The sequence below is a fragment of the Casimicrobium huifangae genome, assembly GCF_009746125.1.
Classification (GTDB): Bacteria; Pseudomonadota; Gammaproteobacteria; order Burkholderiales; family Casimicrobiaceae; genus Casimicrobium; species Casimicrobium huifangae.
Map to the genome: position 1 here is coordinate 4,201,019 of NZ_CP041352.1, position 12,223 is coordinate 4,213,241.

The window sequence follows — 12,223 nt, forward strand, 5'->3', positions numbered from 1 at the left end:
GCGCCGCGACCTTGCCATCATTCGCCGTTTTCGGACATCAAGATCGTGCAGTCGTAGTGCACGATTCATGCCGTTTTTGCCTGACCCGTAGCGCGCGATTACTCGCCACCGCAGAATCACAGAATGAACATCGCCATCCTCACCTTCGACGGCTTCAACGAGCTGGATTCGCTGATAGCGCTCGGCATCCTCAACCGCGTCAAGCGCGCCGGCTGGAACGTCCGCCTCGCCTGCCCGGCGCCGGAGGTCACCTCGATGAACGGCGTCACGGTACGTGCCCAGACGACGCTGGAAGACGCGGCGAACGCCGATGCAGTCATCATCGGCAGCGGCATGAAGACACGTGACGTCGCAGCCGATCCGGCGCTGATGGCGCGCATCCGCCTCGATCCAGCGCGGCAACTGATCGCCGCCCAATGCTCCGGCACCCTGCTACTGGCCAAGCTCGGGTTGCTCGGCGCCGTGCCCGCGTGCACCGATCTCACCACCAAACCGTGGGTGATCGAAGCAGGCGTTGAGGTGCTAAACCAGCCGTTCTTCGCGCAAGGCAATGTCGCCACGGCGGGCGGCTGCCTTGCGTCGTCCTATCTCGCCGCGTGGATCATTGCCCGCAGCGAAGGTGTGGAAGCCGCGCGTGCGGCGATCCACTACGTCGCCCCGGTCGGCGAAAAGGACGACTACGTTGATCGCACGATGGCCAACATCGAACCCTACCTGTTTGCGGAGACCGCGCTGACGGCTTGATCCGCCGCCTCGCAGGTGACCGTTACGCGCGCGTGAACTGCACGCTGGTGCTGCGTGCCTGCGGCGCGTAGCAACTGCCCAGCTCGCCGGTGTTCGGCGTCATGCCGGCCAGCGCCGTGAGCATGTAGTTGTAGCCGGCGTGGCTGTGATAGCACCCGGCCGCTTTGACCGGATCCCAGCCGTGATAGATCGGGTATTGCCACGAGTCCAGCTCCGGCTGCGGCAGGGCAGTGTTCACATGCACGTAGCCCAGGTCTTCCGGCGGCAGTGTGGGCACGTAATCGCGGATGTTGTAGATGCGGAAGTTGTTGATCACCTTCGCGTTGAAGGCGTTCACGAAGCTCTGGTCGCCAACGCGCGGCGAGGCGATGCTGTAAATCTGCAGGTTCGCAGCGGCCGGTGGCGTGGGCAGCAAGGCAATGTCTGCCGCAGTGTAGGTGGTCAACGCACCGCCCAGACTGTGGCCGGTGAGCATGATCGGCTTCGAGGTATCGAGCGTGGCGAGGAATTTGCTGAACGGCACCCGCGCCGGTTGCGTGGGTGTCGTCATGCTCAGTGAGCCATACATGTCGTACATGCCCGCCTCAACGTTACCGCCGAGCGGATGCGGGGTCATGAACGCGTCACCATCGTAGAACCATTCGAGGTCTTCGGTGCCGAGGTAGACGATGGCGTACTGGCCACTGCTGCCACGCAGGATCCAGCCGATGAAGTAGTAGGTGCCGAGCAGTTGCAGGTCCACCTGCAGGGTGGCCACGTAGGTCCAGCCTGGCGGGAAGGCCGGCGGCTGCGGGTTCGGATTGCCCGGGTTGTTGTAGAAGGTGCTGTACGCCGCCTCCACGAGATTCGACCAGAACACGGCCGCTTTCGGGTCGTAGGGCACCATGGCAACGGCTGCGGTCATGTTCACTCCCTGGGTTGGCAACGAGGCGCTGACTATAGGGGAGGAATACTCGGCCGACAACAAATGTTGCTGCGATTGATAATTGGCGGATGAAGATTTATCTCGTCGGCGGCTCGGTGCGTGACAGGCTGCTTGGACTGCCAGCATCGGACCGTGACTATGTCGTCGTCGGCGCGACGCCCGAGCAGATGCTGGCATCGGGCTATCAGCCGGTTGGCAAGGACTTTCCCGTCTTCCTGCATCCGCAGACGAAGGAGGAATACGCCCTCGCCCGCACCGAACGCAAGAGCGGTCGCGGCTACACCGGCTTTGCCTTTCACGCCGCGCCCGATGTGACGCTGGAAGACGATCTGCACCGTCGCGACCTGACCATCAATGCGATGGCGCTGGATGAGAATGGCCAACTGGTTGACCCGTATGGCGGCGCCCGTGACATCGCATCGAAAACGCTGCGGCATGTCAGCGAAGCCTTCCCCGAAGACCCGCTGCGCGTGCTGCGGCTGGCGCGTTTCGCGGCGCGCTTCACCGAATTCAGCGTGGCGCCGGAGACGATGGCGCTGTGCCGGCAATTGGTCGATGAAGGCGAGATTCGCGAGCTGGTCGCCGAGCGGGTGTGGCAGGAGCTGTCGCGCGGCTTGATGGAAGCGCAGCCGTCGCGCATGTTCGGCGTGCTGCGCGATTGCGGCGCGCTGGCGGTGCTGGCGCCGGAGCTGGACCGCCTGTGGGGTGTGCCGCAGAAAGCGATCTATCACCCGGAAATCGACACCGGCATTCACATCATGCAGGTGATCGACTACGCCGCCAACCGTGGCTGGCCGCTGGCGACGCGCTACGCCGCACTGACCCATGATCTCGGCAAGGGGCTGACGCCGGCCGACATCCTGCCCGCGCACCACGCGCATGAGGCGCGCAGCGCGAAGCTGGTGGATGCGCTCAGCGCGCGCTGGCGCGTGCAGCGCGAGGTGGCCGAGCTGGCGCGGGCAGTGGCGGCCGAACACGGCAATCTCGGCAAACTGAAAGACATGCGGCCGGCGACGGTGCACGACGTGCTGATGCGCTGCGACGCCATCCGTCGGCCCGAGCGCTTTGTGCACATGCTTGATGCCTGCGAGGCCGACAAATCGTCGCGACGCGCGGTGGGGCTGCCGGAGAGCGCGGGCGAGCCGTTCGTCGCGAGGGCAGACGCGATGGCGGCGCTGGCCGCGATGCAGTCGGTGGATGCCGGTGCGATCGCCGCGCAGCTGGTGGCAGCGGGAAAGCCGGAACGCATTGCGGCGGAGGTTCGTGATGCCCGCATCGCAGCGATTCGCGATCGGCGCGACGCTGCTTCGTAACGCTGGCGAGTGATCGCCGGCACCATTGGCTTTAGTACGAAAAGCTCGTCGGCGCTGGGCTTTTCGCCGCAATAGGCGAAAAGTCGATTATTGGACTTTTGGCCCGATGAGCCCAATTCGAATGCGGGTTTCGCTAAAAAGTTGATTGGCCAACGCAGTCACGTAGCCTCGATGCAACGAAGTGGAATCGCGGGCATCGGTGGTTCGATTAACAAATGCCTCGATTCCGTTTCACTGCATCGAGGCTACGGCTGTGTGGTGCGCCGCTGGCTAACGCAAGGCTTGCGCAACGTGCGCGAATAGCGCCGTGTCTTCGTGAGTGAGCTGGTCAACGATGCTGAAATGGTTGTGGCCTGGTAGCGTCCACTCGCGCACGCCCTGCCATGCGGCGCCGATCAATGCGTTCTGACGGTGAAATTCTTCCAGTTCGCCACCACCGACCGCTGCGGTGAACTCGCAGTCAACGCGGCGCTGGCGATACGCCGGGCTCATCGCCAGCGCTTCAGCGTTGTCGAGCATCAGCGCCTCGTTCAGGTAGATCGGCACCAGCGGTTCCAGGTCGAAGAGGCCGCTGATCGCCGTGGCAGCAACGAACGGCGTGACCGGCAATCCGCGTACCGCCCAGTCGGTCGTCATGCACCACGCCGTGAGGTGACCGCCAGCAGAGTGCCCCGCCAGCGCTAGTCGATCGCGATTGACCGAGAGCCCACCGGCCGCCTTCCACACATAGCTGATCGCCGTCTCAATCTCGTCGGCGATGCCGCGAATCGTGGTTTGCGGACACAGCGTGTAGCCAAGGATCACCGCCGCCATGCCGTTGGCGATGAACGGCGCCGCGATCACGCTCCAGTCATCCTTGTAGAGCCGCTGCCAGTAACCGCCGTGGATGAAAACCAGCGTTGGCCAGCCATGCGGCGGCGGTGCGCCAGCCGGCGTGAACACGTCCAGCCGGTTGCGCTCGTGCGGGCCATACACCACGTCGCGGTAACCGCCAGCGGTATCTCGCACGCGCTCGCTCTCGCGCTGCCAGCGCGGCAGCAGTGTCTGCTGCCAGTCCGGCACGGCGGCGCCGTTGTTGTAGCGACGGGCAAGCTCTTCAATCGGCAGATCAGGAATCATGGAGATGGAATGTAGTGGCAGCAGGCGACCCGGCGCAAGTCACGCAGCCGAATTGCGACCGGTGAATATCGCCAGCACGCTGGCGCAGACGATGCAGGCGCCGCCGAGCACAACGCCCTGCGTAATGCTCGCCGCGCCGGCCAGCCACGAGCTCAGCGTGGCCACCAGGATCTCGGCCAGCATCAGCACCGAAAGCACGTTGGCCGGCAGGTGCGCGGCACCATACTGCAAGGCAAGATTGCCAATCAACACCGCAACCGTGAACAGTCCGATCACCAGCCAGGCGACGGGCTGCGGCGAGAGCAGCAATGGCTTGCCGATGATCGCCATGCCGGCAATCACCATCGGCGCGATGACGACGGCACCAATGAACATGCCGAAGGCGCGCGCCTCCTGCGGTGTCGCCGCATGTTTGCGCAGCAGCACGTTGTTGAGGCCAAAGAAGAAGCCGGCCGCGATGGCCAGCGCGTCAGACCATGAGTCCGGAAGCGGCATTCGCAGCTGGCCGTCGCCCAGCACCAGCATCGCGCCGGCGAGCGCCAACGCTGTACGCGCCAGCGCCGCGAGCGTGATCGGCTCGGCCAGCAGCCAGCGCGCAAGCCCCACCACCCACATCGGCATCAGATAGAACAGCAGCACCGAGCGCACCACGTCCCCGGTTGCCAGCGCGGTGTTGAAGCAGGCGTTGGTCATGCCGGCGGCAAACACCATCCAGCCCAGGGCGCCGCGATGCAACCACAGCGCGCGGGCAGCAGCCGGGCGGGCAGCGAGCACCGCCAGGGCGCTGGCACCGAACACGAAGGTAGTCGCCCACAACGATGCGATGCCGTGTGCTTCAAGCCATTTCAGTGGATACCAGGAAAACCCCCACACGCTGGCGTTGGTGAGCGCCGCCAGTGCAGCAAGGGCGGTGACGGAAGAAGTCTGACGCATCGAACGATTATGCCGATGCGGCGCATCGAGTCATCGTCACGGCATCGCGCGCCGATGCACGCAGCGCCCGCTGGCGTAGGTGGCGGCGATGGCGCGATCATCACCCAGCGTCATCAATGCAAAGAAGGTATCGAGCGGATCGTCGCGCAGCGTGGTGCGGCGTGCGAGCAACGGCGTGGCGGCAGGGTCAAGCAGCGCGAAGTCGGCGAACTTGCCCGGCATGATGCTGCCGATCTCATCGTCGAGCGAGAGCGCGCGGGCGCCGCCGAGTGTGGCCAGGTAGAGCGCATAGGCGGGCGATAGCGAAGTGCCGAGCAGTTGCTGCACCTTGTACGCCTCGCCCAGCGTGCGCAGCATTGAGTAACTGGTGCCGCCGCCTATATCGGTGCCCACGCTCACCGCATTGCCCGCCGCGAGCGCCTGCTGCAGGTTGTAGAGGCCGCTGCCGATGAACAGGTTCGACGTTGGGCAGAACGATGGTGTGGCCCCGGCTGCGGTCATCCGCGCGCGGTCGGCATCGTCGAGGTGGATGCAGTGCGCGTAGATAGCGCGGTCGCGCAGCAGGCCGTAATGGTCGTACACATCCAGATAGCTGCGATGGCCGGGGAACAGCTCGTTCACCCACGCGATCTCGGCGCGGTTTTCGGCGACGTGCGACTGGATGTAGACATCCGGGTGCTCGCGCGCAAGCCGCCCCATCGCCTGCATCTGCGGCAACGTGGATGTGGGCGCAAAGCGCGGCGTGATGGCATAGCGCGAGCGGGCGTGGCCGTGCCAGCGCTCGATCAGCGCCTTGCTGTCGCGATAGCCGGTGTCGGCGGTGTCGGTCAGGCCCTCCGGCGCGTGCCGGTCCATCAGGCATTTGCCGGCGATCATGCCCAAGCCGCGCGCTTCGCTGGCGGTGAAGAATGCGTCCACCGATTGCGGGTGCACCGTACAGAACACGGCGGCCGTGGTGGTGCCGTTCTCCAGCACGCGGTCGAGAAAAAAGTTGGCCGCCACATCAGCATGCGCACGCTCGGCAAACGCCAGCTCGGCCGGAAAGGTGTAGCGGTTCAGCCAGTCAAGCAGTTGCGTGCCGTAGCTGGCGATCACGTCCACCTGCGGGTAGTGCACGTGGGTGTCCACAAAACCGGGCGCCAGCATGCGCCCGCGCTGGTCGTCCATGCGCACATCGGCGCCGAGCGTGGGCAGCAGCGCATCGGCCGCCCCCACGGCATGCACACGGCCATCGCGCATCACGGTAATGGCGTCAGGCAGGTATTCGATGGCACTGGCGTCGCCAGCAAGGCCGGGGTCGCGCAGGCAGTGCAGCAGCGCGGAGCGAATGGCAGTAAACGTCATGCGGCGATGATATGCGCGAAATTCGCAATCAAATATCGGCGGATGCGATGTCCGGCATCGCGGCGGCGGATAACGCCGGCAATCACCACGAATGCGCCGTTGTCCGACACAGCGATGACAGATGAACGGGCTAGACTGTTTGCCAACCTTAGCTGCAATGTAAGTCCGTGGCCAACAAGACGCCCGCGCCCGCACCAACTGCACCGCACACCGGCACCCGGTTGCACCGCTTTCGTGCGCGGCTGCGCGCGATGTTCGAGCGGCGGCGTCCATCGGATGCGGCCACGCCAGCGCCGCAGCAAGACGCTGCGCCACCCGCTGCTGATCTGCCCGCCGCACACGCCGACGCCGCGCCGCACGCAGCACACCACGCAGCACCAGCGCATCCGCCACATGCAACGCCTGCACATCCACCACAGGCTGCACCTGCTGCGCCACCTGCGCACCATCAACACCAGCACGCCGAAACCGTCACCCCCGCTGCGCCGCCACCGCTTGCCGATGCCCGCACCGTAACAGGCACCGCGCGCAGCAGCGATGGCGCCACCGCGCCGTGGCTGCTGCTGCCGCCCGAGCGGGCTTATCGCCTCTACGTGCCGCCGCGCGCGGCGGACGCCGGCGCCATGCCGCTGGTGATGATGATTCATGGCTGCCGCGAGACGGCGGAGGAATTTGAGCGGGGCACCCGCATGAACGCCATCGCGGCGCGCGAGGGCTTTGCGGTGCTCTACCCCGATCAGGCCACCTTCGCCAACATCCGCCGCTGCTGGAACTGGTTTGAGCCCAACACCGCCGCTGGCCACGGCGAATGCGCCATCCTGCTGGAGATGATCAACCGCGCTCGCGACGAGCTGGCGGTTGACGTCACCCGCGTGTGCGTTGCAGGCATGTCCTCCGGCGGCGCGCTGGCCGGGTTGCTCGCCTACCACCACCCCGAGGTGTTCGCAGCGGCGGCGGTGCATTCCGGCCTGCCGCCGATGATGCCGCCCTCTGCCGCGGCCGCGATCTCGGCGATGGAGAAAGGTGTGAAGGTGGATGCCGAAGCGCTGGCCGATGCCTACTGGAACACCCACGGTGTGCTGCCGCCCGCGCTGCTGGTGCTGCACGGCGACGAGGACGCGCGGGTGACCGAACGCAACGCCACGTCGATGGTGCGGCTGTGGGAACGGCTCTACGAATCGGCCCCGCTCGCGCGCCAGCTTGACCGCGAAACGCGCGACGTGCCCGCCGATGGCAACGCCCGCGCATACACCCGCACCGACCTGCTGCGCGACGGCCGCATCGTCATCCGCGGCGTGCGCATCCACGGCCTCGCCCACGCCTGGAGCGGCGGCGACGCCGAACTGCCATTCAACGACGCCCGCGGCCCGGACGCATCCGCGATGATCTGGCGGTTTTTTGAGCGGCAGGTGCGGGAGGCGGAGTAGCGTTTGCCGGCTCGCTGGATGCGCCGTTGCCCATGCGACCTATCTTTGTCGATCGATGCAATGCCAGAGCTGGCTGCCAAGCTCGGCGCACCGAATTACGTGCCGAGAAACCGTCCCAATTGTGACCTTGTTAACACCCGTATGCGCGGGTATAACAACTGGGCGCTCCACGCAGACTGCGTTGCAGGAGAATCCTGCAGATCAGGTACGTGTGGTGATTACTGTTAACACCACAGCTTTGCCCGATAAAGCACGTTAGGCGTCACCAAGACGATGATCAGCGACTTCTCATACTGGAAACGAACGCTGGCGTCCCACGCCGAAGTTCTTAACGTCAAGCTTCGGCAGAAGCGCTGGCGTGACGAGTCATTTCTGAAGGTCGAGCAAGCCGTCATGATGAGCTGCTACATCATCCGAAAGCTCGCAGAAGCCCAAAAGATCACTAACGAACGTTTCAATGCTCACTTGCCGCTTACAGCGTTCGCTGCCACAGGCAAGACGGTCGATGCTATAAACAATCAGCGCGTTGATGAGTTGTATGAAGTCGATTCCGGAGTAGAGATTTCAAAGCCACTTTCATACATCGCAAATCAGCTTATTCATAGCTACATCTTTGTTCCGGTTTTCTTGCTGCAGAACCAACTTCACGCTGTTGCATTTAACTCCGATCGGTCAAAGTCACGAGAACTCTACGTTCTGAAATTGCGGCCATTTGCAGAGGCGCTCGCGGGCTGCGCAAACTCGGTGCTTAGCGGTGTCACGTACTTTCGCCTCAACAACGGCGAATTGGAGGCCATTCCTCAGGAGGGTGGTGCCAGTGACGCCTAACCCTTCCGCCGAGAGGGACGTCCAAGGACGACAACCGTTGGACGTCCCTCATGTCAAACGTTAGAGATCACCAATACAAACCAGGAGAGCCCACTTGTCCGCCAATCTCCCATATGTCGCTTCTCCAGGCTCGATAAAGACGGCGCTAGAAAAGATTCGCTCGGCAGCGACCCCCGAGCGCGTAACCAAGGACTTCGTTACTACCGTCCTACAAATAAAAGGAGGAACCGGAGGAAATATCCCTCCCTTTCTCAAACGCATTGGCTTCGTCGGGTCCGACGGAGCCCCCACCGACCTGTATAAGAGGTTTCGCAATCCAGCAACTGGTGGAGGGGCAGCACCCGGCACCAAACGACTATTGAAGTACGCAATAGAAGCGCTGCGGGCTGCTGCGAACCATTGCGAACTCGATCGTAAAGCCTGCCCGATTGTAGACCTGCAAGCAGGTTTCTCAGCCATGCTGGTCGCCGGAAACGGGCATCAAACTCGTCTGCGATGGGATGTCGGCTCAATTCCCAAACCCGGAATCGAACCCGTGTCCGCACGGTAGCCCAAACGGTGGGCTCGGCGGCTGCGTCATTGTTGGCGGCGGGGTCGGTGAGCCGCCGAATCGTCAGGGCACAGCGTTGCTCAATCAAGGTATTGATTTGCTCAACCACGACATTGCCAGCAAAACTTTGTCCGGGGTCAAACTGGAGCTTGCGCGCCGTGGCGGGCAGTAGTTTTGTCAGTTTGTCCAAATGCGCCGTTTGGCCTGCGTCAGTTTCCTGGCAGTCTCCAGCCGTACATACGCCAAACGCCTCTGGTCATCCACCGCGTCGCAACTCCCTGACACCCCGGCCCAGCTTGCGGCGCAACAGGGCCCGCAGGGTCACCCCATCCGAGTACCCGACCTGTGCGGCGACTTGGTCGACGCTCGCGTTTCCGGTGCGCAAGAGATGGACGGCATGCTCCACGCGCAGGTCCTGGAAATACGACAGCGGTGTCTTGCCCAAAACGCTTTGCAGCCGCCGCGCCAAGGTGCGCTCGCTTGTGCCCGCGGCGCTGGCCGCCTCGGCCAGCGAGAACCCCTTCGCGAGCCGACGTCTGGCCCAGCACTCGAAGCGCTCCACCATCGGGTCGGCATGCGCAAGGTGGTCGGGAATTACGAACTCGGCTTGCGAACTGCGTGCCTCGACCAGCAGATAGCGTGCCACTAGGGCCGCCAGCGCCGGACTGCGCCCCCGGATGACGCGCAAGGCCAAGTCGACGTGGGCCAAAGCGGCACCCGCGGTAGTGAAGCGTGTCGAGTTCACGATCATGCGTGACTCGTCCAGCGTGACGTTCGGATACCGCTGCCGAAACATCGGCCCCAGCCACCATGACGTCGTTGCACGATGCCCATCAAGCAGGCCACTCTCTGCAAGCAAGAAACTACCGGAGCAGGCGGCACCAAGGTGCGCGCCAGCGGTGGACCACTGCTGTAGCGCGGTGACCGCATCGGGCACGTCGGGGCGTGTGAGCCGAGCCGAGAGCGTGTCAGGCATCTTGTCACCAAACGCGGGCACGAGCACGACGTCTGGTTCCGGCACACCACGCGCAGTTACCACGGGGACCGTCAAGCCTTGCGCAGTTCGGATGCGACGCCGCACGCCCACCAGAGTGAGCTCTATGTGCGCGGGGGCCTGTGGCAGCGAGCCCGACATCGCATTGGCCAAGCCCACTGTGTCAGTGAGCGCCGCAAGCCCCAGATCAAACACGCCATCACAAACAAGGATGTGGAGTTTCATGGCAACAATGATATCAAAGTTGTCATTATTGCCTATAGAGATGGCTGTCATGAAGACTTAGACTGCAGGCTCGTCGAGCCCTTCACCTAACCCATTTACCCAAAGGATTACAGTATGACCAAGCTCGCCCTGTTTGTTCGTCTCGAAGCCAAACCCGGCCAGGAGGCTGCGCTTGCCGACTTCCTGGCCAGCGCACTGCCGCTCGCCAACGCCGAGTCCGGCACCACTGCCTGGTTCGCATTGAAGTTTGGCCCTTCGACGTTCGGTGTGTTCGATGCCTTTGCCGATGAGGCAGGTCGCCAAGCACATCTGAACGGCCAGATCGCCGCGGCCTTGATGGCCAACGCCGCGACCTTGCTCAGTTCTCCGCCCAATATCGAGAAGGTCGAACTGCTTGCAGCCAAACTGCCTGCATGACAACCCGGCCTTGACCCAGTCAGGTCACGCTGCAGGATGGGGGGCACACGGCCCTACGCAGCGATCCCCCCTTGATTGCACTTGCCAGGGAGCTACCTTCCGCAGCGATTGGGGGGCAATATTGCAGCCAGAACTTCCAAGCTGCGTCAGCAAGCAGGGGCAACATCAGGGCTAGCTGAGATGTTCCGATTCGTCGGGTAGTTATCGAGAAGTACCGACTGTTTGCAACGTGTCGGTACCGAGAGCCGTCTGGGCGAGCCAGATTTCCGGCCCATTGGAAGTCCGCAGTCCGCAAGCGCGGATCGATCGAGCGACTTGTTGAAAATCAACGACCTAGCATCGGGCCGTGCGGACTAGTGAGGGTTTCTGGGGGTTCGTGCGTGACGATTCGAACTCCTGCAGGGTCTCGGAGCGGCGGTCGCCGATGCAATCCGGCTTGGATACAAGGAACTAATTCAGGCAAACGAGTACTTCTATCGTCTGTCGGACAAAGATTTGCTTGCGTTGATCGTGCAAGTGACGGGTGTCGAAGCGGACAACCGCGCTGCCTCACTCACCTTGTCGTGCATAAAAGCATTGAAAGTATTCGCCAGTTTCGATGCCACATCGGTGACGGAAGAAGAAATCCAACCGCCGCCCAACGACTATGCTCAAAGACCTCCCGGCCTGCCTGCTCCTCATTCCAACAACGGCCATGTCGGATTAAACCTCTCTTACACAATCAACTTGAATTTGCCCGCAACGGCTGATCAAGCGGTGTTCAACGCGATCTTCCGTAGCCTTAAAGAGCATTTGCTATCCGGCAATGAGTAAGGCCGCCCTCGAACGTATCAAAGCGTTTGGGATGACAAACCAAATGCTGGCTGAAGACCTAAGTCGAATTTCGCGTACACATGCGGTTGAACTCGGCCACATGCCAACGGTACCCCAAACTGTGGAAGATGTTTACTACCCTCAGTTTGATGCCGCAGTTCGACGCGAGGCCGCAGTAATGGCGAAGCATTACGAGGTCTTCTACTCTCTGGAAAAGTCGATTCGCGAACTTGTGGCGCAGACTATAGAAGCGGCAGAGAAACGTGACGATTGGTGGAGTTCAACTCGGGTTCCGGCGAACATCCAAGCGGACGTAGCAGGCCGAATTCAGAAAGAACTTGATGCGGGGGTGACGAGGCGTTCCTTAGATGAATTGGACTACACGACCTTTGGCGAACTGTCCGTGATCATTGCATCGAATTGGGATATTTTCGGGGGGCTGTTTAACAGTAAGAAGGCGGTTGAAAAGGTCATGGCTAGTCTCAATGCGCTGCGAAATCCAATCGCTCATTGCAGCCCACTTGCCGAGGACGAAGTGCTGCGGTTGCAGCTCACCGTCCGCGACTGGTTTCGTTTGATGGAATGATCTCT

The 12,223-nt window shown here is 62.7% G+C and carries 13 protein-coding genes; 8 read left to right on the forward strand and 5 right to left on the reverse strand.

Features of this window, described 5'->3' with window-relative positions; genetic code table 11:
- Window positions 1–123 precede the first annotated feature (123 nt).
- Window positions 124–744, forward strand: coding sequence for a DJ-1/PfpI family protein (locus FKL89_RS19020; RefSeq protein WP_156864292.1), 621 nt, complete (start codon window positions 124–126; stop codon window positions 742–744).
- 22 nt (window positions 745–766) lie between these two features.
- Here the strand turns inward: FKL89_RS19020 and FKL89_RS19025 are convergent, their stop codons facing one another.
- Window positions 767–1,648, reverse strand: coding sequence for a lipase family protein (locus FKL89_RS19025; protein ID WP_162527592.1), 882 nt, complete (start codon window positions 1,646–1,648; stop codon window positions 767–769).
- An 89-nt stretch (window positions 1,649–1,737) separates the two neighbouring features.
- Between FKL89_RS19025 and FKL89_RS19030 the strand changes: the two genes are divergently transcribed.
- Window positions 1,738–2,982, forward strand: coding sequence for a multifunctional CCA addition/repair protein (locus FKL89_RS19030; RefSeq protein ID WP_156864294.1), 1,245 nt, complete (start codon window positions 1,738–1,740; stop codon window positions 2,980–2,982).
- A 270-nt stretch (window positions 2,983–3,252) separates the two neighbouring features.
- Here the strand turns inward: FKL89_RS19030 and FKL89_RS19035 are convergent, their stop codons facing one another.
- From FKL89_RS19035 to guaD, 3 genes are read right to left on the reverse strand one after another with little or no spacing between them, the layout of a single operon-like run.
- Window positions 3,253–4,101: an alpha/beta hydrolase gene (locus tag FKL89_RS19035; RefSeq protein ID WP_156864295.1), complete on the reverse strand. Its 849-nt coding sequence runs from the start codon at window positions 4,099–4,101 to the stop codon at window positions 3,253–3,255.
- A 39-nt stretch (window positions 4,102–4,140) separates the two neighbouring features.
- Window positions 4,141–5,034 carry a DMT family transporter gene (locus tag FKL89_RS19040; RefSeq protein WP_156864296.1) on the reverse strand — a complete coding sequence of 298 codons (894 nt, stop codon included), beginning with the start codon at window positions 5,032–5,034 and terminating at the stop codon, window positions 4,141–4,143.
- Window positions 5,035–5,070: 36 nt separating this feature from the next.
- Window positions 5,071–6,378: a guanine deaminase gene (guaD, locus tag FKL89_RS19045; protein WP_156864297.1), complete on the reverse strand. Its 1,308-nt coding sequence runs from the start codon at window positions 6,376–6,378 to the stop codon at window positions 5,071–5,073.
- 167 nt (window positions 6,379–6,545) lie between these two features.
- Here guaD and FKL89_RS19050 point away from each other — a divergent pair, with 167 nt between their 5' ends.
- From FKL89_RS19050 to FKL89_RS19060, 3 genes are all read left to right on the forward strand, one after another.
- On the forward strand, window positions 6,546–7,805 hold the full coding sequence (locus FKL89_RS19050) for an extracellular catalytic domain type 1 short-chain-length polyhydroxyalkanoate depolymerase (protein WP_156864298.1): 1,260 nt from the start codon (window positions 6,546–6,548) through the stop codon (window positions 7,803–7,805).
- Window positions 7,806–8,078: 273 nt separating this feature from the next.
- Entirely contained in the window at window positions 8,079–8,633 is a 555-nt protein-coding gene (locus tag FKL89_RS19055; protein ID WP_156864299.1) for a hypothetical protein, read from the forward strand.
- 94 nt (window positions 8,634–8,727) lie between these two features.
- Complete coding sequence (locus FKL89_RS19060) at window positions 8,728–9,183, forward strand: DUF5343 domain-containing protein (RefSeq protein WP_156864300.1); 456 nt, start codon at window positions 8,728–8,730, stop codon at window positions 9,181–9,183.
- 256 nt (window positions 9,184–9,439) lie between these two features.
- Here the strand turns inward: FKL89_RS19060 and FKL89_RS19065 are convergent, their stop codons facing one another.
- Entirely contained in the window at window positions 9,440–10,453 is a 1,014-nt protein-coding gene (locus FKL89_RS19065) for a GlxA family transcriptional regulator (protein ID WP_156864301.1), read from the reverse strand.
- A 63-nt stretch (window positions 10,454–10,516) separates the two neighbouring features.
- On the opposite strand from FKL89_RS19065, the gene FKL89_RS19070 reads away from it, so the two are divergent.
- The 3 genes from FKL89_RS19070 to FKL89_RS19080 all read left to right on the forward strand — a co-directional run bounded on the left by FKL89_RS19070 (window position 10,517) and on the right by FKL89_RS19080 (window position 12,218).
- Complete coding sequence (locus FKL89_RS19070) at window positions 10,517–10,819, forward strand: putative quinol monooxygenase (RefSeq protein WP_007182542.1); 303 nt, start codon at window positions 10,517–10,519, stop codon at window positions 10,817–10,819.
- 396 nt (window positions 10,820–11,215) lie between these two features.
- Window positions 11,216–11,632 (forward strand): DUF5343 domain-containing protein, encoded by a 417-nt coding sequence (locus tag FKL89_RS19075; RefSeq protein WP_162527617.1) that lies wholly within the window; start codon window positions 11,216–11,218, stop codon window positions 11,630–11,632.
- Window positions 11,625–12,218, forward strand: a complete 594-nt coding sequence (locus tag FKL89_RS19080) for a Swt1 family HEPN domain-containing protein (RefSeq protein WP_156864303.1) — start codon at window positions 11,625–11,627, stop codon at window positions 12,216–12,218. Before FKL89_RS19075 ends, FKL89_RS19080 begins: the two co-directional genes overlap by 8 nt.
- The last annotated feature ends 5 nt before the right edge of the window (window positions 12,219–12,223 follow it).